This window comes from Aliiroseovarius sp. D2-2 (assembly GCF_055809455.1).
Genome location: NZ_CM147913.1, coordinates 2,359,952 through 2,383,797, shown reverse-complemented (window position 1 = coordinate 2,383,797; position 23,846 = coordinate 2,359,952). Strand labels below are relative to the sequence as shown.

General features: G+C 56.1%; 23 protein-coding genes. 13 read left to right on the top strand and 10 right to left on the bottom strand.

Going from position 1 to position 23,846, the window contains the following annotated elements:
- Positions 1-31: 31 nt before the first annotated feature.
- Positions 32-1,072, bottom strand: a complete 1,041-nt coding sequence (locus AC0L6A_RS11770) for a zinc ABC transporter substrate-binding protein (RefSeq protein ID WP_473290227.1) — start codon at positions 1,070-1,072, stop codon at positions 32-34.
- A gap of 76 nt (positions 1,073-1,148) precedes the next feature.
- Here AC0L6A_RS11770 and AC0L6A_RS11765 point away from each other — a divergent pair, with 76 nt between their 5' ends.
- The 3 genes from AC0L6A_RS11765 to AC0L6A_RS11755 are packed head-to-tail and all read left to right on the top strand — an operon-like array spanning position 1,149 to position 3,176.
- Positions 1,149-1,637, top strand: a complete 489-nt coding sequence (locus AC0L6A_RS11765) for a Fur family transcriptional regulator (RefSeq protein ID WP_473290225.1) — start codon at positions 1,149-1,151, stop codon at positions 1,635-1,637.
- The gene (locus AC0L6A_RS11760; RefSeq protein WP_473290224.1) at positions 1,634-2,389 is read left to right on the top strand and encodes a metal ABC transporter ATP-binding protein; all 756 of its coding nucleotides are present in this window, start codon (positions 1,634-1,636) and stop codon (positions 2,387-2,389) included. The genes AC0L6A_RS11765 and AC0L6A_RS11760 overlap by 4 nt, the downstream gene beginning before the upstream one ends.
- Positions 2,379-3,176, top strand: coding sequence for a metal ABC transporter permease (locus tag AC0L6A_RS11755; protein WP_473293482.1), 798 nt, complete (start codon positions 2,379-2,381; stop codon positions 3,174-3,176). Before AC0L6A_RS11760 ends, AC0L6A_RS11755 begins: the two co-directional genes overlap by 11 nt.
- 91 nt (positions 3,177-3,267) lie before the next feature.
- On the opposite strand, the gene pta is transcribed toward AC0L6A_RS11755, so the two are convergent.
- The 6 genes from pta to AC0L6A_RS11725 all read right to left on the bottom strand — a co-directional run bounded on the left by pta (position 3,268) and on the right by AC0L6A_RS11725 (position 10,392).
- The gene (gene pta / locus AC0L6A_RS11750; RefSeq protein ID WP_473290223.1) at positions 3,268-4,272 is read right to left on the bottom strand and encodes a phosphate acetyltransferase; all 1,005 of its coding nucleotides are present in this window, start codon (positions 4,270-4,272) and stop codon (positions 3,268-3,270) included.
- A 99-nt stretch (positions 4,273-4,371) separates the two neighbouring features.
- Positions 4,372-6,150 carry a sulfoacetaldehyde acetyltransferase gene (gene xsc / locus AC0L6A_RS11745; protein ID WP_473290221.1) on the bottom strand — a complete coding sequence of 593 codons (1,779 nt, stop codon included), beginning with the start codon at positions 6,148-6,150 and terminating at the stop codon, positions 4,372-4,374.
- Positions 6,151-6,267: 117 nt separating this feature from the next.
- Entirely contained in the window at positions 6,268-7,746 is a 1,479-nt protein-coding gene (gene pdxR / locus AC0L6A_RS11740) for a MocR-like pyridoxine biosynthesis transcription factor PdxR (RefSeq protein ID WP_473290219.1), read from the bottom strand.
- Between the two features lie 167 nt (positions 7,747-7,913).
- Positions 7,914-8,216 carry a hypothetical protein gene (locus AC0L6A_RS11735; protein ID WP_473290218.1) on the bottom strand — a complete coding sequence of 101 codons (303 nt, stop codon included), beginning with the start codon at positions 8,214-8,216 and terminating at the stop codon, positions 7,914-7,916.
- A gap of 107 nt (positions 8,217-8,323) precedes the next feature.
- Positions 8,324-8,899 (bottom strand): GNAT family N-acetyltransferase, encoded by a 576-nt coding sequence (locus AC0L6A_RS11730; protein WP_473290216.1) that lies wholly within the window; start codon positions 8,897-8,899, stop codon positions 8,324-8,326.
- A 95-nt stretch (positions 8,900-8,994) separates the two neighbouring features.
- Positions 8,995-10,392 carry an aminotransferase family protein gene (locus tag AC0L6A_RS11725; protein WP_473293480.1) on the bottom strand — a complete coding sequence of 466 codons (1,398 nt, stop codon included), beginning with the start codon at positions 10,390-10,392 and terminating at the stop codon, positions 8,995-8,997.
- A gap of 240 nt (positions 10,393-10,632) precedes the next feature.
- Here AC0L6A_RS11725 and AC0L6A_RS11720 point away from each other — a divergent pair, with 240 nt between their 5' ends.
- The gene (locus AC0L6A_RS11720; RefSeq protein ID WP_473290215.1) at positions 10,633-11,283 is read left to right on the top strand and encodes a GntR family transcriptional regulator; all 651 of its coding nucleotides are present in this window, start codon (positions 10,633-10,635) and stop codon (positions 11,281-11,283) included.
- Between the two features lie 5 nt (positions 11,284-11,288).
- On the opposite strand, the gene AC0L6A_RS11715 is transcribed toward AC0L6A_RS11720, so the two are convergent.
- Positions 11,289-12,008, bottom strand: a complete 720-nt coding sequence (locus AC0L6A_RS11715) for a type 1 glutamine amidotransferase (protein WP_473290213.1) — start codon at positions 12,006-12,008, stop codon at positions 11,289-11,291.
- A gap of 87 nt (positions 12,009-12,095) precedes the next feature.
- Here AC0L6A_RS11715 and AC0L6A_RS11710 point away from each other — a divergent pair, with 87 nt between their 5' ends.
- From AC0L6A_RS11710 to AC0L6A_RS11695, 4 genes are read left to right on the top strand one after another with little or no spacing between them, the layout of a single operon-like run.
- Positions 12,096-13,355, top strand: coding sequence for a cytochrome P450 (locus tag AC0L6A_RS11710; protein WP_473290212.1), 1,260 nt, complete (start codon positions 12,096-12,098; stop codon positions 13,353-13,355).
- A gap of 42 nt (positions 13,356-13,397) precedes the next feature.
- Entirely contained in the window at positions 13,398-14,687 is a 1,290-nt protein-coding gene (locus AC0L6A_RS11705; RefSeq protein WP_473290211.1) for a type I glutamate--ammonia ligase, read from the top strand.
- Positions 14,688-14,713: 26 nt separating this feature from the next.
- Positions 14,714-15,025 carry a 2Fe-2S iron-sulfur cluster-binding protein gene (locus tag AC0L6A_RS11700; RefSeq protein ID WP_473290210.1) on the top strand — a complete coding sequence of 104 codons (312 nt, stop codon included), beginning with the start codon at positions 14,714-14,716 and terminating at the stop codon, positions 15,023-15,025.
- Between the two features lie 53 nt (positions 15,026-15,078).
- Complete coding sequence (locus tag AC0L6A_RS11695; RefSeq protein WP_473290208.1) at positions 15,079-15,447, top strand: VOC family protein; 369 nt, start codon at positions 15,079-15,081, stop codon at positions 15,445-15,447.
- A gap of 50 nt (positions 15,448-15,497) precedes the next feature.
- Here AC0L6A_RS11695 and AC0L6A_RS11690 read toward each other — a convergent pair whose 3' ends face one another.
- Together AC0L6A_RS11690 and AC0L6A_RS11685 are read right to left on the bottom strand one after the other, a co-directional pair.
- Positions 15,498-16,850, bottom strand: coding sequence for an aminotransferase class III-fold pyridoxal phosphate-dependent enzyme (locus AC0L6A_RS11690; RefSeq protein ID WP_473290207.1), 1,353 nt, complete (start codon positions 16,848-16,850; stop codon positions 15,498-15,500).
- Positions 16,847-17,662 (bottom strand): IclR family transcriptional regulator, encoded by an 816-nt coding sequence (locus tag AC0L6A_RS11685; RefSeq protein ID WP_473290206.1) that lies wholly within the window; start codon positions 17,660-17,662, stop codon positions 16,847-16,849. Before AC0L6A_RS11685 ends, AC0L6A_RS11690 begins: the two co-directional genes overlap by 4 nt.
- A 177-nt stretch (positions 17,663-17,839) precedes the next feature.
- Here AC0L6A_RS11685 and AC0L6A_RS11680 point away from each other — a divergent pair, with 177 nt between their 5' ends.
- The 5 genes from AC0L6A_RS11680 to AC0L6A_RS11660 all read left to right on the top strand — a co-directional run bounded on the left by AC0L6A_RS11680 (position 17,840) and on the right by AC0L6A_RS11660 (position 23,787).
- Positions 17,840-18,781, top strand: coding sequence for a tripartite tricarboxylate transporter substrate-binding protein (locus AC0L6A_RS11680; protein WP_473290204.1), 942 nt, complete (start codon positions 17,840-17,842; stop codon positions 18,779-18,781).
- Between the two features lie 90 nt (positions 18,782-18,871).
- A complete protein-coding gene (locus tag AC0L6A_RS11675) occupies positions 18,872-19,561 on the top strand; it encodes a tripartite tricarboxylate transporter TctB family protein (protein ID WP_473290202.1) in 690 nt (229 codons plus the stop codon).
- A 7-nt stretch (positions 19,562-19,568) separates the two neighbouring features.
- On the top strand, positions 19,569-21,209 hold the full coding sequence (locus AC0L6A_RS11670; RefSeq protein WP_473290201.1) for a tripartite tricarboxylate transporter permease: 1,641 nt from the start codon (positions 19,569-19,571) through the stop codon (positions 21,207-21,209).
- Positions 21,116-22,558, top strand: coding sequence for an aldehyde dehydrogenase (locus AC0L6A_RS11665; protein WP_473293478.1), 1,443 nt, complete (start codon positions 21,116-21,118; stop codon positions 22,556-22,558). The genes AC0L6A_RS11670 and AC0L6A_RS11665 overlap by 94 nt, the downstream gene beginning before the upstream one ends.
- Positions 22,555-23,787 carry a Tm-1-like ATP-binding domain-containing protein gene (locus AC0L6A_RS11660; RefSeq protein ID WP_473290200.1) on the top strand — a complete coding sequence of 411 codons (1,233 nt, stop codon included), beginning with the start codon at positions 22,555-22,557 and terminating at the stop codon, positions 23,785-23,787. The genes AC0L6A_RS11665 and AC0L6A_RS11660 overlap by 4 nt, the downstream gene beginning before the upstream one ends.
- Positions 23,788-23,846 lie beyond the last annotated feature (59 nt).

Here is a 23,846-nt window from a genome sequence, read left to right as displayed (position 1 = left end):
AAACGGGCGCCGCGTTGGCGCCCGTTTTAGATTACTTGCCTTCCAGGCAGGTCGCGATTGTGTTTGCCGTGGTCCACAGCAGGTCTTCATATAGCATCAGACCTATTTCTTGTGAGGCGCCAGAAGGGTCCAGAACCGCGGTGCCGGCCCCGGCGCTCTTCGCCAGCTCAAGCACCAAAGATTCACCCTGTGCGGGTTCCGAGAAGATGCATGCGACTTCTCCATGCTCAATCTTCTCGGAAATCTCGGCCAATTGCGCGGCCGAGGGCGGGGCGGAGTCCGTTTCGCGGATCGCACCCAGATTGTTCAGATCATAGTGATCCGAGAAATAGCCAAATGCGTCGTGAAACAGCACAAACCCTTTCTTCTTGATTGGGGCCACGCGGGCTTGAATACGCTCGTCCAGCGCCGTGATGTTTTCCTGCGCTTCATGAGCGTTTTCGTGGTAGATTTTGGCGTTGTCCGGGTCGATCTCTGACAGCTCTTCCGCGATGGCCTCAAGCCAAACTTGGGCGTTTTTCGGGGACAGCCAAGCGTGCGGATCTACGCCTTCTGCATGCTCTGCGTGGTCGTCCTGCCCATGTTCATCATGCTTTTCTTCATCTGCATGTTCGTCATGTTTTTCGTGATCGTGGTCGTCGTGATCATCATTTTTGTCATGATCATGATCATGATCATCGTGTGCTTCTTTTGATTCATCGTCATGATGATCGTCGTGATCTTCATCATGATCATGTCCACCTTCGCGCAACACTGTATCCGAGTGGGACAAAAGCGCCATGCTGTGATCAAGTGAAGCCCCCTCAATGGCGCGCTCAAGCCACGGGGTCATTGCTGGTCCAACCCAAATCAGCAGGTCAGCGTCGGATAGCGCGCGCATCTGCGATGGGCGCATTTGAAACCCATGAGGATCCGCGCCTTGTGGCAACAACAATTCTGGCTCGCCAACACCCTTCATCACCTGCGATGCAAGCGAATGGATCGGGGCAATGTCTGTTACAACACTGGGCGGATCTGCAAAAAGTAAAGTTGGGCAAAAGCAAAGGGCCGTTGCGGTGCGGATCAATGTCATCGGGGCTTGTTCCTGATCTTGTGATGTTATATCATTTTGAGAGAGTGATATTATTACATAACGCAGGTGTCAACCCATGTCCGATCCCGCATATGCCTTTCAGAAACACGATCACGGCAACTGTGCGCGTGATGCCCTTCTAAGGGCCGAGGAAATCTGTCGTGAGGCAGGGGCGCGTCTAACGCCCGTGCGACGCCGCGCGCTTGAAATTTTGCTGGAAGAACATCGCGCTATGGGGGCGTATGACGTGTTAGAACGGCTGGCCGCAGATGGATTTGGAAGCCAGCCTCCGGTTGCCTATAGGGCTTTGGAATTTCTTGTGGATCAAGGCTTGGCCCATCGCATTCGACGCCTGAATGCGTTCGCGGCCTGCACAACGCTGGAATGTGACCACGCCCCGGCTTTTTTCATCTGCAAAAGCTGCAAAGCCGTTGCTGAAACGCCTGCAGATGCGCTGCGCGACCAAATCGACAAAGCGGGGGCCGCGCTTGGTTTTGTGGTGGAACGCGCAAATGTCGAGGCATTGGGCCTGTGCCCAACTTGCCAGACCGAGGCGCGCGCATGAGCTTACTTAAAGCCAACGACCTGACCGTCCGGCAAGGCGCGCAGCTGGTTTTGGATCGGGTTAATATCTCGATTGAAACGGGCGAGATCGTGACAATTGTCGGGCCAAATGGCTCCGGCAAAACATCGCTTCTACGCGCTCTTTTGGGGCTGACACCATCGAAGGGGACAATCCAGAAGAAATCGGGATTGGTGATCGGCTATGTGCCCCAGAAATTGGCACTGGACCCAACCTTGCCGCTTCCTGTTCAGTCATTTCTAAACCTTCCCAAGTCGCATCCCGCCGCGCAGATTGCGGCGATGTTGCAGCGTGTAGGAGTGCCGGGGATTGAAGCGAAGCAAGTCGCGGAATTGTCTGGTGGCCAATTGCAGCGCGTGCTTCTGGCGCGTGCATTGCTGGCAGCACCTGATCTGCTGATTTTGGACGAGCCGACCCAAGGTTTGGATCAAATGGGCGAGGCGGGATTTTACCGGCTGATCGAAGACGTGCGCCGCGAAACTGGTGTGGCTGTGCTTATGGTCTCGCATGATCTTCACGTGGTGATGAGCGCCTCTGATCGGGTCATTTGTCTGAATGGACATGTCTGTTGTGAGGGCAAGCCCCACGTGGTTCAAAATGCCCCAGAATACCGCGCCTTGTTTGGACATGGCACGCAAGGGGCGTTGGCCTTGTATCAACACGCGCATGATCACGACCATGATTGTGGGCACGATCATTCGCATGATCATGATGAGGTTCAGAATGCTGGATGATTTCCTTGTACGTGCTGCGCTGGCTGCCTTTGGTCTGTCCATTGCAACCGGGCCGCTTGGGGCGTTTGTTGTCTGGCGGCGTATGGCCTATTTCGGCGACGCGACAGCTCATGCCGCCATTCTGGGAGTAGCTTTTGCCCTGATTTTTTCCCTGCCCATCAGCCTTGGAACGTTAATTGTCGCATTGGTGATGGCCGGCGCAATCAGCTGGATGATGTCAAAAGGGCAGTCGCCAGATAGCGGCCTTGGCGTGCTGTCCTTCGGCGCATTGTCTGCGGGTTTGGTGGCGATCTCATTTGCGCCGGGTGTACGGGTCGATTTGTCTGCCTATCTTTTTGGGGATATTCTTACCGTTACGCGATCTGACCTGGTTCTGGTCTGGGGCGGTGCCTTGGCAGTGGCTGCGGTGATTGCATGGCGTTGGTCAAAGCTTCTTCTGACCACCGTAAGCCCCGATCTGGCAGCCGCCTCTGGTGTAAACCCCGCACGCGAAGGCCTTGTTATCACAGTGGCAATTGCGGTTGTGGTTGCCGTGTCTTTGAAAGTGGTTGGGGCGTTGTTGGTGTCCGCGATGCTGATCATTCCTGCAGCGGCTGCGCGGGGCGTCTCGGGCTCTCCTATACAGATGGTGGGCGTTGCAGTGGTTTTCAGCTGGATCGCCAGCGGGGCCGGGCTTTGGGCATCGTTGAAGCTGGACACACCCGCCGGGCCATCAATCATCGTCGCTGCGGCGCTGATCTTTGCATTAACGACTGGCTATAGGACGATCCGCAAGCAAACCGCATGATGGGGCAGACTGATAACGGCGACGCTGGATTGAGCATTCGAGATTGCCGCGCAGACCAAACCGCGCGCCGACAGGGATAGTAAGCGTGCGCTTAATTCACGTCGCTTGCTTGCGCGGCTGTGACGGCGATCATGTGCAGAATGTCGTCGGCTGAGCATCCACGCGACAGATCATTGGCAGGCTTGGCCAAACCTTGAAGGATCGGGCCGATGGCTTCAGCCCCGGCCATGCGTTGGGCGATTTTGTATGCGATGTTTCCGCTTTCCAGATTTGGGAAAATGAACACATTTGCATTGCCCTGCAGCGGGCTGTCTTCGGCCTTGCGCGCGGCCACATCTGGAACGAAGGCTGCATCGAACTGAAGCTCTCCATCAATCAGCAGATCGGGTGCACGTTCACGCGCTGTTTGGGTGGCGGTTACGACTTTGGACACTGCCTCATGTTTTGCGCTGCCACGGGTCGAAAAGGACAACATGGCGACGCGGGGTGGTTCGCCGATCAACCGTTCAAAAGAATTTGCCGAGCTAAGTGCGATCTGGGCCAATTCATCTGCCGAGGAATCTACGACAAGACCGCTGTCTGCAAAGATCATTGCGCCTTTGCGGTCGTGATGCTCTTTACAAAACAACATCAAAAAGAAGGACGAGACCAGCTTGGTATCGGGCTTCGTACCGATGATCTGGATGGCCGCACGCACGATGTCAGCCGTGGTTGCAACGGCCCCTCCTACGGTGCCATCTGCGTGGCCGGATTTCACCAAAAGTGCCGCGAAAACATGTGGAAGCAGTGCTGCGTCCCGTGCATCGTCTTTCGAAACACCCTTATGTTTTCTTAGTTCGTGGAAAAGATCAGCGAGTTCATCTTTTAGGGGGGATGTGGCAGGGTCGTGGATCATGATCCCGTCGACAATTTCTAAGCCCTGCGCTGCAAATTCGGCCTGAATGTCTTTGGTAGCCCCAACCAGACCAATGCGGGCAATGCCTTGTGATGCAGCCTGAAACCCAGCGGTGACCGCACGCGGGTCGCTTCCTTCGGAAAGCACAATCCGAAGGTTGGTGCGGGCGGCAGTCTTTAGAAGAGTTTCAAGCGGTTTCATCGACGCCTCACAAAAAGGAAGATTTGTCGCGGGGGCCGTAGGCCCAAGCCAGCGTCAGTATGTCCGGGCGCAAGGTTAGCTGCGCCCGGAGTAGTAAGTTCAGACTTTCTGCGGACGCATGTCGTCTTTGCTGATGCCGGCAACTTTGACCGGGTTCTTCATGGCGTCGCGACGGAAGGGTTCGCCCAGCTCTTGGTTGATCATGGCTTCGATCAGAGTTGTGACACCGTTTTCCATCTGGTCTTTGACCGCTTGGTTCAGAGCATCTGTCAGCTCGTCCATCGTGCGGGCGACAACACCTTTCAGGCCACATGCATTGGCGATACCAGCATAAGAGACCTGTGTGTCCAATTCGGTGCCAACGAAGTTGTCGTCAAACCACAGTGTCGAGTTGCGCTTTTCAGCACCCCACTGGTAGTTGCGGAAAACGATCTGCGTGACGGCAGGCCATTCTTCGCGACCAATTGCGGTCAGCTCAGTCACGGCGATGCCGAATGCGCCGTCGCCTGAGAAGCCAACGACCGGCACATCTGGGCAGCCGATTTTCGCGCCAACAACCGATGGCAAGCCGTAACCACATGGGCCGAACAGGCCAGGTGCCAAATATTTACGGCCTTCTTCGAACGAGGGGTAGGCGTTACCGATTGCGCAGTTGTTGCCGATGTCGGACGAAATGATCGCATTTTTCGGCAGAGCCGCTTGGATTGCACGCCACGCTTTGCGGGGCGACAGCCAATCTGGCTTCGCGTCACGTGCGCGCTCGTTCCAGGTTGTGCCGGGATCGTCTTGCTCGTGATCCATCGATGTCAGTTCTTGTGCCCAACGCGACTTTTTGTCGGCGATGTTCGCCTTGCGTGCATCGCGGCCCGCATCACCGGCTGTGTCGGACAGTTGTGCCATGATGTTGTTTGCCACAGTGGCTGCATCACCAACGATACCGACCGAGACTTTCTTGGTTAGGCCAATACGGTCAGGGTTGATGTCAATCTGAATGATTTTCGCGTCTGCAGGCCAGTATTCCATGCCATATCCTGGCAGGGTCGAGAATGGGTTCAAGCGTGTACCCAAGCAAAGAACGACGTCTGCTTCATTGATGATCTCCATCGCAGCTTTCGAGCCGTTATAGCCTAAGGGGCCGGCAAACAGAGGGTGCGATCCGGGGAACGCGTCGTTGTGCTGATAACCAACACAAACGGCAGCATCCAAACGTTCAGCCAGCGCTTTTGAAGCAGCGATGCCGCCTTTCGACAGAACCGTACCTGCGCCGTTTAGGATGACCGGGTTTTTCGCGCTCGACAAAAGCGCCGCGGCTTCGGTCACGGATGAGGCACCGCCAGCTGGCAGTTCGAATTCGACGACGGCTGGCAGTTCGATGTCAACGACTTGTGTAAAGAAGTCACGCGGTACGTTGATTTGAGCAGGAGCGGAGGCGCGTTTGGCTTGCATGATAACGCGGCTCAGAACTTCGGCCATGCGCGAAGGATCACGCACTTCTTCCTGATAGCAAACGCAATCAGCAAACATGCGCATTTGTTCCATTTCCTGAAAGCCGCCCTGACCCATAGTCTTGTTGGCGGCCTGTGGTGTGACCAGCAGCAAAGGAGTGTGGTTCCAGTAAGCGGTTTTCACTGCCGTTACAAAGTTAGCAATGCCAGGACCGTTTTGCGCGATCATCATTGACATTTTACCAGTCGCACGTGTGTAGCCATCGGCCATCATCCCGCCGGAGCCTTCGTGGGCGCAGTCCCAGAATGTTATGCCGGCAACATCAAAGATGTCCGAAATCGGCATCATAGCCGAGCCGATAATACCGAAAGCATGCTCAATCCCATGCATTTGAAGCGTTTTTACAAAAGCTTCCTCAGTGGTCATTTTCATCTCGACGCTCTCCCTTGAAATAGTGGTGGGCGGGCAAATTTGCCTCGGCCATCCTGTCAGTTACCTGAATCTTTTTTAGGCAGCACAAGCTGTTGCCTATAGGGCCAGTTGTCTTGGCTATCTGTTGCCAGATTTAACTTTACCTGTAATTTCGTCCGCAATAATCGCGATACCATCCGCAATACGCGAGGCCGGGATCGAGCTATATGCGATCCGGTAAAAGTTAGTTGGCTGATTGGGGCCGCGAAAAAACGGAGTGCCCGGTTCGATCAGCACGCCTCTTTCCTGCAGGCATACAGCAAGTTCGCCCATATCGACACCTTGCGGTGCGCGCATCCAGAAAGCGGAGCCTCCGAAAACGCCGCGACCGGCAATTGTCAGCCCGCTTTCCTCGATGGCGAGATTCATCACTTCCCGACGCTCTTGATAAGCGCTGCCCATGCGACGGATCAGGGCGTCGTAATGTCCAAGAGAAAGGAAGTAGGCGACGGTACGTTGGATAAGGCCCGGAGGGTGGCGCAACACTGCCGACCGAAGGGCACGTGCTTCACGGATGAAGGGTTCCGATCCCACCATGTATCCAAGGCGAAGCCCTGGAAAGAGTGACTTCGAGAAGCTGCCCACATAGATCACGCGACCTTCCCGGTCCAACGATTTCAACGCAGGCGAGGGCGGTTTAAGAAACGACATCTCGAAATCGTAATCGTCTTCTACAATGACGGCGTCCAGCTCTTTCGCGCGGGCCAAAAGGGCCTTTCGACGGGCAAGTGGCATTGTTGCGGTGGTTGGGCTGTGGTGGCTGGGCGTCGAAAAAATGACGTCGGTCCCATCAGGCAGCTCTTCTGGCGGCAGACCATCGCGATCAACTGGAATGTTCACCAGATGACAGCGGCTTTGCGTCAGGACGTCGCGCAATGAATAGTAGCAGGGGTCCTCAATCGCAGCAGTGCGCCGTTGTGTCAGCAGGATTTGTGCAGCCATCCAAAGGGCATTTTGCGCACCAAGCGTGATCAAGATTTCTTCGGGCCGGGCCAGAATTCCACGCCGGGGCAGGATGTGACGGGCAATGAACTCGATCAATTGCGGGTCGTCCTGATCGTAGTAATCGCCCATCATGACCGCATGATCTTTGTGGCCTAGCGCACGTAGGGCGCAAAGCCGCCACGCGTTGTGATCGAACAGTTTGGGGTCAGCTTGACCATAAACGAAGGGGTATTTTTGCTGCCGCCAGTTCTGCGGCTTATGCGGGGTGCTGCCCCCGGTGAAGTGATTGCCAATCGCACGGTGCCAATCGACCTTGTCTTCCCCGCGGGCGCGAGGTTGAAACGTTGGCGGTTCCGGTGCGTTTTCAGAGACATAGAAACCCGACCGCCCTTTAGACGACAGGTAATCATTGGCTTGAAGTTCGGTATAGGCCAGCGTGACGGTAATTCGGCTGACGCCCAGATGTGCGGACAGCTTGCGCGTTGATGGAAGCTTTTCACCACGGGGTAGGCGGCCGGACAAGATTGCCTCGGCGATCATTTGTTGGATCTGGGCCTGAAGCGTGCCTTGGGCGTCGGGGTCCAGAAAGAATGTCTCAACGGGTGCAACCATGTAGGGCACCATATATTGGACTTAGTCCGGGCGCAATCTGGATATACTCAATTTCTCAAAACGGTTTTCGCAAAGCCTGGTACAGGTTTTACGAAAACTGTCCTTTCAATGCGTAGATGTTGCGACATTTCTCATAAACCCGATGCGACAGGTTGATGAGAAACGCTTTAGCGATTTGACGAAATCCACGCAGACATCAATCCAGCATCGCGAAAGCATTCATCTGGCACCGAACGGCGTTTGGCCCGCGCGATACGTTCGGCAAAGGCGACCTGTTTGGATGTTGCGCGATTGTCGCGTGGTTGCTGAGATCGCACCTTAAGGCGCGCCTGATGTTCGCCAATCCACCCTGAAAGGGCAGCACGGTCGTGGATGACCTCAGCAGGAATGGCCGCGCCCAGCTTGGTGGCAATCGCGCGCGCGTAATCCGTTTGTTTCGGCGTTGGGGGCAGACTTTGGGCATAGGCCATTGCGCGTTCCTTTGTTCTTCGTGATGGGAACAAATATAGAACAAAATGGTTAATTGTCCAGTGTCAGCGGTTCACGTCGCGGTGATGCCCCTTAGTTTCTGGGCTTTTCAAGCCTCCACGTCAGGTTTGCCCGCACCGCCGGCCATTCCGAGGCGATGATCGAATAAACCGCTGTGTCGCGCATCACGCCGTTGCCTTGATCCATGTGGCTGCGCAATACGCCATCGAGTTTCGCGCCAAGACGCTCGATCGCTGTGCGGCTTTGATGGTTCATGAAATGCGTCCGAAGTTCGACCGCAATGCATCCCAGTATCCTCGAAGGCATGAGTTAGTAGCAACCTTTTCGCTTCGGCATTCAAGGGGCCGCGTTGTACAGATTTACGATACCAGGTCGACCCGATTTCAACCCGTTTGTTGGTCGCGTCGATATTCATAAAGGTGGTCATGCCAACGGGCGTGCCATCCGGCGTCATCACGCAAAAAGGCAACATCGAGCCCGCGTCCTGTTGCGCCAAACGCCGGCTGATTTCGGTTTCCATGTTTTCAGGCGTGGGCACGGTTGTGTACCAAAGGCGATGCAATTCGCCATCCACGCTGGCCTCTTTCAGTGCAGGGGCATGTGCGATGCTAAGGGGCGCAAGCGTGACGTGGTCGCCGGAAAGTGTGACAGGTGCAGGCCACATGGAAGAGTTCCTTCTAAATTGGTTGTCTCAATCAAAAGGCGGCCCCAGTGACAGGACCGCCTTCATAGCTCACACTATTCCAAAATAGTGAAGGTTCAACCAAACACTTTGGACAAAGCGTTGTCGACAGCTTCGCAGATCCGATCGATGTCTTGCTCGGTCGCGATCAGGGCCGGGCTGAAGCACAACGTGTTGTTGCGACCGGGAAGGGACCGGTTGGTCGCCCCGATGATCACGCCGTTCGCACCACAGTCTGCAACCACCGCGCCTACATTGGCCTCGGAAACGGGTTCTTTGGTCTCGCGGTCGGTGACCAGTTCAACACCAAGGAACAGTCCTTTGCCACGCACGTCGCCAATCACGCTGTGCTTTTCAGCAAGGGCGTTCAGATTGGCCAGCATACGCGCGCCCATCTTTGTTGTGTTTTCCAACAGGCCTTCATCTTCGATGATGCGCAGGTTTTCCAGCGCCGCCACAGGACCGGCGGTGCAGCCGCCAAAGGTCGAGATGTCGCGGAAATAGCCCAGCGGGTCCGATGCATCCTCTTTGAACATGTCAAAAACACGCTCGTTGGACACACAGCAGGCAATTGCTGCATAGCCTGAAGCCACACCTTTTGCCATGGTCACGAAGTCAGGCTTGATGCCGTAGTGCTGATAGCCAAACCAGGTACCAGTACGGCCCAAACCGCAGACCACTTCGTCGATATGAAGCAGGAGGTCATACTTCTCGCAAATCTCCTGTACGCGTGGCCAGTACCCTTCGGGGGCTTCAATGACGCCGCCACCCGCGGTGATCGGCTCTAGGCAAAGCGCGCCAACAGTTTCCGGGCCTTCACGCAGAATAACCTCTTCAATTGCATCCGCTGCGGCACGACCGAACTCGGCACCCGACAGATGCTCAAGCCCCAGCTCGTGCTTGCGGTATTCCATGCAGTGCGGCACGCGGATGAAATCCGGTGCGAAGGGGCCGTACTGCGCGTTGCGCTCGTCCTGACCGCCTGCCGACATCGTTGCCAGCGTCGAGCCGTGATAATCGCGGTCGCGATACAGGATTTTGGTTTTCTTGCCGCCATATTTCTTATGAGCGATCTGGCGGATCATCTTAAAGGCTTTTTCGTTGGCCTCGGATCCTGAATTCGTGATGTAGACGCGGCTCATGCCCGGCATCTTCTCGATCAGTTTTTCCGAGAACAGCGCACCGGGGATCGAACCAGCTGAGGCGGCGAAGTAATTCAACTTCACCAGTTGATCGCGCACCGCGTCAGCGATGGTTTCGCGCCCATACCCTACATTTACGGTCCACACCCCACCAGATACGGCGTCGAGATACTCTTTACCGTTCTGATCCCAAACCCGCATGCCTTTGCCTTCCACGATGATACGCGGATCAACGGTTTCAAATGGCTTGTGCTGGGTCAGGTGGTGCCACACATGGGCTTTATCGGCCTCGACCACGTGGCTGATGTCGTTCTCTTTCAGTTGTCCGTCCATCGGTTCCTCCATCGGCATGGTGTTCCCCGTGCGAAGCGGGCCGTGGGAACAGAGATTCTTTGATCAAAATATCTTCTCGGAATTTTGAAACGAAAATAGGGCCAGCCCGCTATTAGAATATAGCCAGTCTTGGCCGCGGCTGGATTGATCAGCGATCTCAATGTGTCTGGCCAGAAGGAATGATATGACGGTTTTCTTTTGTAGGCTGGAATTTATGGCTGGTTTTGCTTAACTCATCTTATGGCTGGCCAAACTGAAACCGTATTGAACGCAATCTTGATCGGAATCGACAAAGGGGATTTGTCGCCGGGTGAAACGATTGATGAGAACGCTCTGATCGAGCGGTACGAAGTATCGCGCACTCCGCTGCGCGAGGCGTTGCTTCGGCTTGAAGCGATGGGCTTGGTCGTCCGCCCCCCGCGCAAAGGTGCCGTTCTGTTCAAGCCAAGCTTTGAAGAGTTCCTTGCGATACTTGAGGTCAACGCCCAGCTTGAAGGTCAGGCGGCGGGTTTGGCCGCGCGCCGGATAGGGGCCGAAGATGGTGCAAACCTGTTGCGCATCGTCGAAGCGTGCGAGGCACACGCCCAGCAAAACGGGGATGACGACCCGGATGGCTATTATGCGCTGAACCTCGAATTCCACAAACAAGTGGCCGAGGCGTCGGGCAATCCGTTCCTTCTGGACATGATCAAGATGAATGGGCGCAAGCTTTTGGCTTATTATCGGGCGCGTTATCGTAATCCCGGGGCGATTGCGGAAAGTGCGCGTGAGCATCGTCAAATTGCTGAACTGATCCTGGCCCATGACGCGGATCGCGCGCAGGCACTCATGTCAGAGCATATCCTTTTCGACCGCGTGACGGTGATGGATTTGCTGGCGGCTTTGGGATAGCCGGTTCAGCGCCAATTAGGCTTTTGATTGGCATGTTCAAAGAACCTGACAATCCACGACGCAAATATCGGGCCATCCGCCAATAAACGCATGGACTCGCGGGCATGCGCGATGACATCCGCCGGTTTGTCGTCTGCCAATTCCTCGATCAACGCGCTGATGAAGCTGCGTGTCATTTCGGGGTGGTTTTGGGTGGTAAAGATATGATCACCCATGCGGAAACCACCGATTGGGCATCCCTCGGATGTCATGATGTTTGTTGCCCCTTTGGGCATTTGGGTCACTTGTTCAATATGCGCGCCATAAAGCCAGAAGCGCTTCACCTCAAGCCACGGGGCAGATGCCGTGATCTCGGTCTCGGTTGATCCGAAGATCCAACCATCGGGGTTTGTACCGATCTTTCCACCCAAGGCTTTGGCGATGGCTTGATGGCCAAAACAGGCGCCGAACAGCGGTCGTTTCTGTTTGTTCAGTTTTTGGATTACTTTGGACAGGTCTTTCATCCACGGCTCATCGTCTTGGACTGACGCCGGGCTGCCGGTGATCACGAAACCATCAAACTTCTCTAGTTTTTTGGGGAACTCTCCGTCTTTCACGGAGAACACGGAATATGTCCAGTCGGGGCGCTTTTTTGACAAAAGCTCGATCCACTTTTCACCATCCTTTGGATGAAGTTGTGCGAATTCGCTTTCATCCGTGTTGGTTACCAAGATCGCGATATGCATTATTTCGGCCCTTTACATATTTAACATGTTCTATAATATATTTATAGAAGTGCTATACACAATAGCAAAAACACCAGGGAGGTGCGCATGACAGTCTGGACCCCAAATGATGATGGATTTGCCGATCTGTCCAGTCACGATACGTTTGTAAATGGCGCACCTCACAACACTTTTGCCCGTCTACGGCGCGAAGACCCACTTAGCTGGACCGATTGGGATGGCGGCGAAGGGTTCTGGAACGTGGTGCGGCATGCGGACATTACTGCGCTTAACCGCAATTATGAACTCATGTCCTCGGCCCGTGGAATACGGATGGAGGATCAGTCCTACGAGGAATATCTGGCTCGCCGGACCTTTCAGGAAACCGATCCGCCCGAACATATGAAGACCCGCGTGATTGTGGGTAAGGCGTTCTCACGCCCCGTTGTTGCGGGGTTCGAAGATCAGATCCGCGAGTTGTGTCACCCCATTTTGGATGCGGCACTTGAGGCGGGCACGTTTGATGCCACCAAGATGATCGCGCGCCAGCTGCCGATGATGATGCTTGGTCGCATCCTAGGTACTCCGGACGCGGATTTGCCGTGGTTGGTGGAAAAGGGCGACGCGCTGATTGCCAATACGGACCCGGATTTCACCGATCACGTGCTGGATAAGATGGAGACGGATGAATACCGGATGATGCCGTTCAACTCGCCCGCTGGGGCCGAGCTGTTTGACTATGCGAAAAAGCTGATCGAGGAAAAGAACCGCAAGGGCGACACAGATGGCGTGTTGCATATGATCCTGCAGCCAAACCGCGACGGTGACGTGATGCCGGAACAAGAGTTCCGCAATTTCTTCTGCCTGCTTGTGGCGGCTGGCAATGACACCACGCGCTATTCGATTGCAGCGGGCATTCAGGCCATGGCGCATCAGCAGGAATTGCTTGGGCAGATGCAAGACGGTGGTGACATCTGGGCCACGGCGCCTGACGAAATCATCCGCTGGGCCACACCCGCGCTTTATTTCCGCCGCACAGCAACGCGTGATCATGAAATGCACGGGAAACAGATCAAAGAAGGCGACAAGGTGCTTTATTGGTGGTCATCGGCCAACCGCGATGAAGAGGTGTTTGAGGACCCCAATCGCGTGGACCTTTTCCGCAGCCCCAACCGTCACATGTCCTTCGGGCAGGGCGGTCCGCATGTCTGTCTGGGCATGCACCTTGCGCGACTTGAAGTGCGCGTTTTGTTCGAAGAACTGGCGAAACGCGTGAAAATGGTGGAACCTGCTGGGGATCATAAGTTTCTACGCTCTAACTTCGTGGGTGGGATCAAGGAATTGCCTGTAACGATGCAGGCCAAATAACCCCTACAGGGGACGACCCGGAACACCGGGCTGGGAGGATTGATGAAAGATCGTTTGCGGGCCCTTTGGCTCGATCACCTGAGTATTCTGCGGGGCAAGTATTTGCCCGGGTCAAAAATCGGCACCAACGAGACACGGTTTTGCCGGTCCACTTACGGCGTGCATTACGACAAGGACCTGTTGGACGCACCGGGTGCGATGATGAAGCAGGGTATGCCGGATATGGAGCTGCGCTGGCGGGCAGAAGACATTCGCGACGGGTGGGAGGCGTCGACCCAGATTGTCATCGGCGATCTTTACGACCAAGACGGCGTCCCGTTGGAGCTTTGCGGACGGCAGGCGTTGAAACGCGCCATTGCGGCGTGGGAAGATCGTGGTTTGAAGCCCATGGTCGGGATCGAACTGGAATGCTTTGCCCTGATGGCCAATGAAATTGGACGCCTTGTGCCCTATGATGCGCCGGGTGGTGTGGTCTATGGCACCGGGCCTTTCACCGACCCTTTGCGCTTTACCGATGATATCTGGGAACGGGCCGAAAAACTGGGCTTCAATCTGGAAATGATGACGGGCGAATACGATAGCCCTCAGTTCGAGTTCACCCTGACCTTTGACGAGGCGCTGAAGCATGTGGACGACATCGTTCTGTTCCGCCAGATGGCGCGCGAAGTGGCACTGGAACACGGGCTGGTTCTGACCTTCATGCCCAAACCGATTGCCGAGGCTGGCGGGTCGGGCATGCATATCAACTACAGCTTCCGGGACCACTCGGGCGGCAATGCATTGGATAATGGTCCGGTAGGCGGGCCAGAGCATATGAACGATCTGGCGCACGGCTGTATTTCGGGCCTGATGCACCACCACAAGGGACTAGCGGGGTTGGTGGCGCCGACGACGAACTCTTATCAGCGTTTGCAACCGGGATCGCTGTCTGGCTATTGGCGCAATTGGGGTGGCGATCACCGCAACGTCACCACGCGGATTTCCGGCGAAGGCGGTGCGAAATCTCGGCTGGAGCACCGCATGGCCGATGCGACAGCCAACCCATACACCGCAGTGGCGGCAGTGTTGCAGGCGTCGCTGCTGGGGCTTGAGAACAACTACCCGCTTGGTCCCATCGAAGGCGGCGACGGGTTTGACCGGACAGAGGCCAAGGAGGGCACGGCGGTAAACCTGAAAGCCGCAATGAACGACCTTGAAGCCGACAAAATACTTGGTGATCGCGTGGGTCGTATGTTGGTCGACAACCATATTTTCATGAAGCGCAAAGAGGTCATCAAAACCCGCGATCTGGAAGGTGACGGGCTGCGCGACTTCTACGTGAACTTTGTCTAAATAGCGTAAAAACAAGGAGATTTAAGATGAAAGTAACCTGGGTCCTGCCTGGGGGCGGGGAAGTTATGGCTGATGTCCAAACGGGCGTGAACCTGATGGAAGCTGCCCAAGCCAACAATGTTGCGGGTGTTTTGGGCGAATGCGGCGGTTCGCTGTCCTGTGCCACATGCCATGTCCATGTGGATGGTGATTGGCTGTCCAAAACCGGCGAGAAAGGTGACTTCGAAGAGGCGATGTTGGACATGGCTGACGGCGAAGTCACCGACGCCTCGCGCTTGTCGTGCCAGATCGAAGCGTCCGATGATCTGGATGGCATAAGGCTGATCGTACCAGTGTAGTCTCTTGGTGGCCCTCCAATGTGTTACACTGGTCGCAAAGGGAGGATCACATCATGCAACTGGGCGCGTTTTCTATCAGCCTTGGGGTCAAAGACCTTGGCAAGTCGAAGGCCTTTTACGAGGCGCTGGGCTTCACAGTTTTTGGCGGTACCGAAGAGCACAATTACCTGATCATGAAGAACGGCGAAACGCTGGTCGGTATTTTTCAAGGGATGTTTGAAGGCGCTATGCTGACCTTCAACCCCGGTTGGGATCAGAGTGCCACGAGTGTCGATCCGTTTGACGATGTGCGTGCGATCAAAGCGCAGCTCGCTGCGGCAGGGGTTGAGATCACGCAAGAACAGGGGGGCGCTGAAGGCCCAGCTAGTTTTGTGGTCACCGATCCTGACGGATATCCAGTTCTGATTGATCAACACAGATGAAAAAAGCCGCCCGGATTGGGGCGGCTTTTCTTGTTTAGTTTGGTGGTGGGTCAGAGCGCTGCAAACCCCGCCTTAAGTGCGGACAGAATGGTCTGGACGTCTTCGGATGTCAGCACCAAGGGCGGGGACATAATGACATTCGGACCAGAGACACGCACCATAGCGCCGTTCTCATACGCGACCTCTTGAAGGGTGCCGATCGATTTCTTGTCGATAGAGGCTTTCGTGGCCCGGTCGGACACCAGTTCCAAGGCGCACATCAATCCATGTCCACCGCGCACGTCGCCGATGACGTCATGGGCAGCACCGAGTTCTTGTAGCCCGGCGTACAGTTCTGCACCGCGGGCGGCCGCGTTTTCGTTCACTTTTAGGCGCAGGGTTTCTTCCATACAGGCAATTGCAGCAGCTGCCCCAACCGGGTGGCCAGAGTAGGTGTATCCGTGGCCGATCGCGGCCTTGCCGGTCTCGTCTTTCTCAAAGGTTTCAACGACATGGTCGGCGATCATCACAGCGCCGAAGGGAAAGTAACCATTGGTGATTGCCTTGGCAGTGCACATGAAATCGGGCTGAACGCCCCAATACCGGCTGCCTGACCAGCCACCGGTACGACCGAAGGCGGTAATGACCTCGTCGGCGATCAGAAGGATGCCGTGTTTCGTACAGATATCACGAACGCCGGGCATGAAGCTTTCATGCGGCGGGATTACACCACCGGCGCCAAGAATAGGCTCCATGATCATCGCGGCAATGGTCCCGGCCCCTTGGAACGCAATCTCGTCCTCCATCGCTTGCAGGCAGAGTTGCGCAAGACGTTCGGGATCGGTTTCGTTGAAGGGGTTGCGATAGGTAAAAGGCGCAGGGATGTGAAAACAGCCCGGCAAGAGCGGTTCGTACTGGGTGCGGAAATTCGCGTTTCCGTTCACCGAAGCCCCGCCCATATGGGTGCCGTGATAGCCTTTCTTCAGGCTTAGGAACTTGGTGCGGCCGGTGTCACCCTTAACTTTGTGATATTGGCGCGCCAGACGCAGTGCGGTTTCAACACTGTCTGACCCGCCTGACGTATAGAACGCCCGCGTCAGCCCGTCGGGTTCAAAGAAGTCCCGCAGAATCTCCGACAGCTCGATCACCTTATCATTGGTGGTGCCGCGGAAGGTCGAATAATAGGGCAGGGTGTCCAGCTGCGCGGCAATCGCGTCCTTGATCGGCTGACACGAGAACCCAAGGTTTACGTTCCACAAGCCACCCACGGCATCGACAACTTCGTGCCCATCGACGTCCTTGATTTTGACGCCCGAAGCGCCGGTTACGATGGTTGGCGGGTTTTGAAGACTGTCGGCGGGATGCGCCATTGGGTGCCAGAGCGAACGGGCGTTCTTTTCTTTCAGAAAGTTGGAATCTTTCATGTCAGCTCGCTTTCTGCAGGGATTTCTGCGGTTTCTGCGGGTATAAATGTTGGAAAAGTGTCAGGAGGAAAGCCGCCCAGTACACGTGTCGTACGCCGTGCAGCGGCTGCCAATTCGGATTGGATGTCTTTTTGAAGTGCCTCGGTCATCCGTGATACGGGAGCAGCCACTGCCAATGCACCAATGCAGTGAGATGAGGCATCAAAGATTGGCGCCGCATAGGAGCACACATCTTTTTCAAAGCCACCAGCGGACCTAGCCATCCCGCGTTCGCGTATCTGCGGAAGCAGCGCCCGGATCGCATCTGGGTCGGTGATTGTTTCTGTTGTTCGCGAAATCAGTGGGCCGCTCAAAACAGCTTCGACAAACGGGGCTGGTGAAAAGGCCAGCACTGCAAGACCTGAGCCGGTTGAGTGAAGCTCGAGCACCTCGGCGTCCTCCATCATCACCATTGTCCCGTGCTGGTTGGCATAGCTATAGGCGAGGTTGGAAAGAACCTCGCCATTCAGCAAGGACATATGGGATGTCTCTCCGGTGGCTTCGCTTAGGTATTTCAGTTCAGCCATCACCAATTCGCGCATCGGAACGGCTTTTTCGCGCAGAGCAGCAAGTCGTAGAAAGGCGGGGCCAAGGCGATACTCACGTCCTGCACCAATCTGTTCGACGAATCCATGTTCGGCTAGTTCGCTCATAAGGCGATGTACGGTAGCCTTATTGACACCAGACAGACGCGCCATGTCGCTGAGCCCAATCTGTGGCTGCGATCGCGTAAAGTAATTTAATAAAGACAACGCCTTAGAGGCAGTACCCATGGTCTGTTCGGTTCCGTTTTCACAACCAACGCGGAGAGCGTGGGCTGGTTTTTCGTTTACTTGTTAAATGTTTTGTTGACAGGAAACACTCCGGTCTGTCAATCTATTTTAAAACCAACGGTTCATATAATAAACCGAATTGAAGTGATACCGATCTGACGAAACAGGGAGACCGTCATGAAAACCAAATCCATTCTGGCTGGCGCACTGGCCGTAACTGCATCCATGGTGGCGCTGCCCGCCATGGCCGAATATCCGGAAAAGCCAGTCAGCTTCATCGTGCCGTGGCCTCCGGGTGATCTTGAAGACGTGCTGACACGCATGATCGCAGAGGACTTTCAGGCCGAATACGGCATCTCTGCCGCTGTTGTGAACAAACCCGGTGGGGGCGGTGGTCCGTTCCCCGGTGCTATCGATGTCGCGACCGCGCCAGCGGATGGTTATACCATCGGTAGCTTCGTTCCTGCCGTCCCGGTCATTGGACATGAAATCGGTATCGATGAGCTGGCCCCAGCCAAGTTCGACCCGATTGGTATCTTTCTGACATACCCCTTCGTGATCGCCACCAAAGGCGACGCGCCTTACAGCTCGATGGAAGAGCTGGCAGCCTATGCTAAGGAAAACGACGTAGCATTGGGCCATTTCGGGGATGTTCTGACCCCAACGCAGGTCACCAAAGCCTATTCGAAGAACGCTGGCTTCGAGTGGGGTTCGGACGCGGCGTTTGATGCCCTCGATTGCAACACGCTCGCTTCTGGCGATGCGGATGTGATCAACACAACGCTGCAATTGATCCTGCCATGCCTTGATGATGTGAAGGTGCTGATGGCCGTAACGGACGAGCGTATCAGCCTTGTGCCCGACACGCCCACCATTGGTGAGCTGGACGATAGCCTGAACATCGCGCTTTGGAACGGTTTGTTTGTGACCAAGGACACGCCTGCTGACGTGCGCGAGAAGATTGCAGCCGTCGCATCGAAAACTGTGATGAGCGAACGTGCTCAGGCCGTGGCGAAAGAAACCGGCGCTCTTGTTTATTGGATGGATGCCGAAGCTTCTGCTGCGCGCATTGCCAAAGATCAGGAAACCGGCGCGATGATTGGTAAGATCCTCGAGTAACGACCGGACGATTTGAACGCGCGGGGCTGGCTTTGGCTGGCCCCGTGTTACGCACAGACCGGCCTTCTGGCGCAAGGAATACCCTCCGAAATGAGCGATGAGATAATTGAACATCCTGACCGGCCCCAGCGGGGTCAGGTGTTGTTTGCAGCCCTGTTTCTGATCTGCGCGACGCTTTTGCTGGCGGCGATTGGGGATCAGACCAAATGGTTGAAGGGCAAAGATTTCTTTGCACAACCCCGGTTCTGGCCGGGAGTCGGTGTCGGCGGCATGGTTCTGTTTACAGCGCTGCATTTCTGGCACCTGCCTCGCAAACAACGTCGCCTACCCAGATGGATGCGCGAGGCGGATTGGTTCCAATGGGCAGAGAGTTTGTTCTGGGCGTTTCTTGCCGCAGGTCTGGCATTGTGGCTTGGCCCGCTTGCCGCAGCGCCCATCATCTTCCTTGTGGCGGTGGTTCGCGTGACATGGCTTTACCAGCACTGGACCGACCGGCGCGAGGCCAAGGTCTGGGCATCCGTTTTTGAATGGGCCGGATGGTTTTTGGTGTATGTTCTGTTGGTGCCAATCATCGGTTACCTGCCTGTGACGATGGCCTTTGCGCCGATCCTGACGTGGCGGGTTGGGTATCGTTCGCGCCTTATGCTGTGGATCTCGGTCGTTTTTGCGGTCGTGGTCGTGCTGATTTTCAAAAGTTTCTTGCAAGTGAAGATCCCCGGCGCGGCCATCTATGAATACCTACCGGGCGCAATGCGCTCGTTCTTTATCCTGAATTTCTGAGGACCGCATGGATCTTATCTACGATTTCCTCACGCAGGTGCAGGCCTCGTCATCGTACTTAGCACGATGGGACGTGGTTTTGGCCCTACTGGTGGGCTCGGTCGGCGGAGTGCTGATTGGGGCGATCCCTGGTGTCGGGCCGGCCGTTGCCATTGCGATCTTGCTGCCCGCGACCTTTTCGATGGATCCGATCGTGGGCCTTACGGTGCTTTTAGGCATCTATGGCAGTTCGATGTATGGCGGGTCGATCCCTGCGATCTTGATAAACACGCCGGGTACGGCAGTGAATGCGCTAACCACTTATGACGGCTATCCCATGACCACACGGGGCGAGGCGCGGCGCGCGCTCTCGCTGGCCTATAGTTCGTCCTTTTTCGGGGGCATCTTTTCGGTCATCTGTCTGATCTTATTCGCACCCATTTTGGCGAAAATCGCTCCGATGTTTGGATCGCGCGAGATCTTTTTGGCGGCGCTTTTGGGTCTAATTCTTGTCGTCACAGCGCACCGAAAGCACACCTTGATTGCGGCGGCGATGGCTTGTTTTGGCATTTGGTTGAACACAATTGGCCTGCATCCAGCAAGCTATTCAAAACGCTACACATTTGACCAAAGCTGGTTGTCAGGTGGCGTGAACCTGATCGTTGTTGTGTTGGGCCTGTTCGCCCTTAGCCAAGCCTTCACTCTTTTACATGGCGACGATGAGAAGGTGCGCCTGACCAAGCTGAAAGGCAGCTTCTTTCAGGGGTTCCGGGAACTCGCGCGTCACCCGCGCATCGCCGGTATCTCTGCCACGTTTGGTGTGGTCATGGGGATGATCCCTGGCGTGGGCGAATTCACCGCGCAGTTCATGTCCTACACCTACGCGCAGAAGTCCTCGAAACGCCCCGAGGACTTCGGGCATGGCTCTTCCGAGGGTCTGATCGCTGCCGAGACCGCGAACAACGCCGTTCCGGGTGCGGCCATGGTGCCGCTTTTAGCGCTTGGCATTCCGGGCGAGGCGCTGACGGCGATGATGCTGTCCGTTTTCTACGTGCATAACGTGATCCCCGGACCGCAGCTTTTCCAGAACGATATGGATTTCGTGGTGGCGCTTTACCTCGCGCTTCTGATCCTGAATGTGCTGGTGGTGGCCTTCCTGTTGGTCGCAACAAACCAGCTGATCAAAGTGGTGAAAATCCCCAACCGTTTCCTTGGCGTGTGTATTCTGATCCTCAGCTTCGTTGGGGTCTATAGCCTCCGCAACTCGCTAACCGACTGCATCATTGCGGCAGCCTTCGGCATCTTTGGTTTCATCATGAAACGCATGCAGTTGCCCGTGGTTCCCATCGTTTTGGGCATGGTGTTGGGCGGCATTATGGAAGTGAAACTGCGCAGCGCCATGGCACGCGTAAAAACCCCGTTAGACTTCATTGATCGCCCCATCGCGGCGATCCTGTTTGGAATGATCATTCTGGTTTTGGCCCTGCATTTGCGCCGGGTCTGGCTGGACTACAAAGAAAGAAAGACCGACGAATGGCAGATCAGTCACGCATCAACGAGCTTTCCAGCCATCCTATCGCGCCGCAGAAACTTTATATTGACGGAGCGTGGCAAGACGCTGAGGACGAAGCGCAAGACGTTCTCTCGCCGATTGACGGACAAAGACTAACCACGATTGCGCGGGCCACGGCTGCGGATGTCGATCGGGCTGTTGCGGCGGCCAGACGCGCGTTTGATGACGGGCGCTGGTCGCGCGCAGCACCTGCACATCGCAAAAAAGTGCTGCACAAGCTGGCCGATCTGATCGAGAAAAACGCGCTGGAACTGGCCGTTCTGGGCGTGCGCGACAACGGGACCGAGATTGGCATGGCGCTGAAGGCCGAGCCGGGATCGGCAGCAGGCACCTTCCGCTACTACGCCGAGGCTTTGGATAAAGTTTACGGGGAAATTGCCCCGACCGCGGGCAATGTACTGGGCCTTGTGCACAAAGAACCCGTGGGTGTTGTTGGCGCGATTGTTCCGTGGAACTTCCCCCTGATGATCGGAGCATGGAAACTGGCGCCCGCCTTGGCGGCTGGAAATTCGGTCGTGCTGAAGCCTGCCGAAACCGCCTCTTTGACGCTGCTTAGGTTGGCCGAGTTGGCCAGTGAAGCAGGGGTGCCGGATGGTGTTCTGAACGTGGTGACCGGGTCCGGCGCTGTCACGGGCGAAGCCTTAGCTTTGTCCATGGACGTCGATGTGTTGGTCTTCACCGGCTCAGGCGGGGTGGGGCGGCGGCTGTTGGAATACTCGGCGCGGTCCAATTTGAAACGCTGCTATCTGGAGCTGGGCGGCAAGTCCCCCAACGTGGTCTTTGCAGATGCGACAGATTTGGAGCAGGCGGCCAAGGTGTCAGCCGCAGGCATCTTCCGCAACGCGGGGCAGGTCTGCGTGGCAGGCTCGCGCCTTTTGGTTGAAGAAAGCGTGCATGACGAATTTGTCGAAGCGCTGTCGCGTCATGCGGCGGCAATGAAAGTGGGCAACCCTCTAGACCTGACCACCAACATTGGCGCCGTGAACAACCTGACCCAGCTTGAGGGCAATCTGAACTTTGTCACGAAAGCCATCGAAGAGGGGGCCGAGGTTGCCTTGGGCGGATCGCGGATCATGGAAGATACAGGCGGCTATTTCATGGAACCGACCGTGCTCAAAGGCGTGAAGCCCGAACACAACGTGGCGCAGAACGAGGTCTTCGGCCCGGTGCTGGCGGTAACCCCGTTCAAAACGGACGCTGAGGCCGTCGCCATCGCCAACTCCACCAAATTCGGTTTGGCTGCAGGGGTTTGGACGTCGAACTTCAGCCGTGCGCACAATATGGTGCGCGATATTCAGGCGGGTGTTGTGCATGTGAACACCTATGGCGGTGCGGACGGCACGGTGCCATTGGGGGGCGTGAAACAATCGGGCAATGGGCATGACAAGTCGATGCACGCGTTCGACAAGTATTTCGACCTCAAGACAGCATGGATGCAGCTATGAGTGACAGGACAATTCTAGTCGTCGGGACCTACGACACGAAAGATGACGAGCTGAACTATCTGGCCGAGGTGATCCGTGGGCAAGGCGGAGGCGTAGCCACGATGGACATCTCGGTTCTAGGCGATCCCAGCGCGCCGTGTGATTATTCCAAACATGATGTGGCCGAGGCCGGCGGGTCGTCCATTCAGGCGGCCATCGACAGCGGGAACGAGAATACTGCCATGCAGATCATGGCACAGGGATCGGCGGCGCTGGCGCTGAAGCTGTATCGTGAGGGCGTGTTTGACGGGCTGATTGTCCTTGGTGGCACGATGGGCACGGACGCGGCCTTGGACCTGTGTCAGGCCTTGCCAATCGGGGTGCCGAAATACGTTGTCTCGACGGTCAGTTTCTCGCCGCTCATTCCGCCAGAACGTCTGCCGGCGGACGTTCAGATGATACTGTGGGCGGGCGGATTGTATGGTCTGAACTCGATCTGCAAAGCGTCGCTGTCTCAGGCGGCTGGGGCCGTATTGGGCGCCGCGCGCGCGGTCGAGAAGCCAGCTTCCAAAAAACCGCTTATCGGTATGACCAGCTTCGGGAAAACCGTGCTGCGCTATATGGTTAGCCTGAAACCTGCGTTGGAAGAACGCGGGTTTGAGGTTGCCGTGTTTCATGCCACCGGCATGGGTGGTCGGGCGTTTGAGAGCTTGGCCGCCGAAGGTGCATTCGCCGCTGTTCTGGATTTCGCACCGCAAGAGCTGGGCAATCACATCATGGGATCGACCATTTCCGCAGGCCCGGATCGGATGACCAATGCAGGGGCGTCCTCCACACCGCAAATGGTGTCCATTGGCTGCTATGATCTTGTCGATATCATTGGCTGGCAGGCGGTGCCGCCGAAGCTGGAAGGACAAGAGGTGCACGCGCATAACCGTCTTCTGTCTTCAGTGATGATGACACCTGAGCAACGGCGCGAGATGGCACAAGCAATGTGCCAACAGCTATCCGGTGCGAAAGGGCCCGTGAACCTGATCCTGCCACTTCACGGCGGCAATGAATGGGACCGTCCCGGCGGGCCACTGCATGACGCCGAAGGGCTTGCGGCCTTCATCGACGAAATTCGTGCAAATTGCCCGGACAACGTGACCTTGATCGAGCTGGATGCACATATCAATGACGCGGCCTTCTCGGACCGGGTGTTGGCCGAATTCGACGCGTGGGTTGCAGCAGGTTTGGTGAAAGCCTGAGGCAACTTGTTGCACCCGCAATGAATTGCAATTTCCACGCGAGCGGTATTTACTGCCGG

Coding starts and splice junctions, on each gene's coding strand:
- AC0L6A_RS11705 (WP_473290211.1), top strand. CDS start 13,398: ATGAAAGATCGTTTGCGGGCCCTTTGGCTCGATCACCTGAGTATTCTG.
- AC0L6A_RS11680 (WP_473290204.1), top strand. CDS start 17,840: ATGAAAACCAAATCCATTCTGGCTGGCGCACTGGCCGTAACTGCATCC.
- AC0L6A_RS11765 (WP_473290225.1), top strand. CDS start 1,149: ATGTCCGATCCCGCATATGCCTTTCAGAAACACGATCACGGCAACTGT.
- pta (WP_473290223.1), bottom strand. CDS start 4,272: ATGAAACCGCTTGAAACTCTTCTAAAGACTGCCGCCCGCACCAACCTT.
- AC0L6A_RS11670 (WP_473290201.1), top strand. CDS start 19,569: ATGGATCTTATCTACGATTTCCTCACGCAGGTGCAGGCCTCGTCATCG.
- AC0L6A_RS11755 (WP_473293482.1), top strand. CDS start 2,379: ATGCTGGATGATTTCCTTGTACGTGCTGCGCTGGCTGCCTTTGGTCTG.
- AC0L6A_RS11715 (WP_473290213.1), bottom strand. CDS start 12,008: ATGCATATCGCGATCTTGGTAACCAACACGGATGAAAGCGAATTCGCA.
- AC0L6A_RS11760 (WP_473290224.1), top strand. CDS start 1,634: ATGAGCTTACTTAAAGCCAACGACCTGACCGTCCGGCAAGGCGCGCAG.
- AC0L6A_RS11730 (WP_473290216.1), bottom strand. CDS start 8,899: ATGTGGCCTGCACCTGTCACACTTTCCGGCGACCACGTCACGCTTGCG.
- AC0L6A_RS11660 (WP_473290200.1), top strand. CDS start 22,555: ATGAGTGACAGGACAATTCTAGTCGTCGGGACCTACGACACGAAAGAT.
- AC0L6A_RS11735 (WP_473290218.1), bottom strand. CDS start 8,216: ATGGCCTATGCCCAAAGTCTGCCCCCAACGCCGAAACAAACGGATTAC.
- pdxR (WP_473290219.1), bottom strand. CDS start 7,746: ATGGTTGCACCCGTTGAGACATTCTTTCTGGACCCCGACGCCCAAGGC.
- AC0L6A_RS11690 (WP_473290207.1), bottom strand. CDS start 16,850: ATGAAAGATTCCAACTTTCTGAAAGAAAAGAACGCCCGTTCGCTCTGG.
- xsc (WP_473290221.1), bottom strand. CDS start 6,150: ATGAAAATGACCACTGAGGAAGCTTTTGTAAAAACGCTTCAAATGCAT.
- AC0L6A_RS11725 (WP_473293480.1), bottom strand. CDS start 10,392: ATGGACGGACAACTGAAAGAGAACGACATCAGCCACGTGGTCGAGGCC.
- AC0L6A_RS11710 (WP_473290212.1), top strand. CDS start 12,096: ATGACAGTCTGGACCCCAAATGATGATGGATTTGCCGATCTGTCCAGT.
- AC0L6A_RS11685 (WP_473290206.1), bottom strand. CDS start 17,662: ATGGGTACTGCCTCTAAGGCGTTGTCTTTATTAAATTACTTTACGCGA.
- AC0L6A_RS11720 (WP_473290215.1), top strand. CDS start 10,633: ATGGCTGGCCAAACTGAAACCGTATTGAACGCAATCTTGATCGGAATC.
- AC0L6A_RS11700 (WP_473290210.1), top strand. CDS start 14,714: ATGAAAGTAACCTGGGTCCTGCCTGGGGGCGGGGAAGTTATGGCTGAT.
- AC0L6A_RS11770 (WP_473290227.1), bottom strand. CDS start 1,072: ATGACATTGATCCGCACCGCAACGGCCCTTTGCTTTTGCCCAACTTTA.
- AC0L6A_RS11695 (WP_473290208.1), top strand. CDS start 15,079: ATGCAACTGGGCGCGTTTTCTATCAGCCTTGGGGTCAAAGACCTTGGC.
- AC0L6A_RS11675 (WP_473290202.1), top strand. CDS start 18,872: ATGAGCGATGAGATAATTGAACATCCTGACCGGCCCCAGCGGGGTCAG.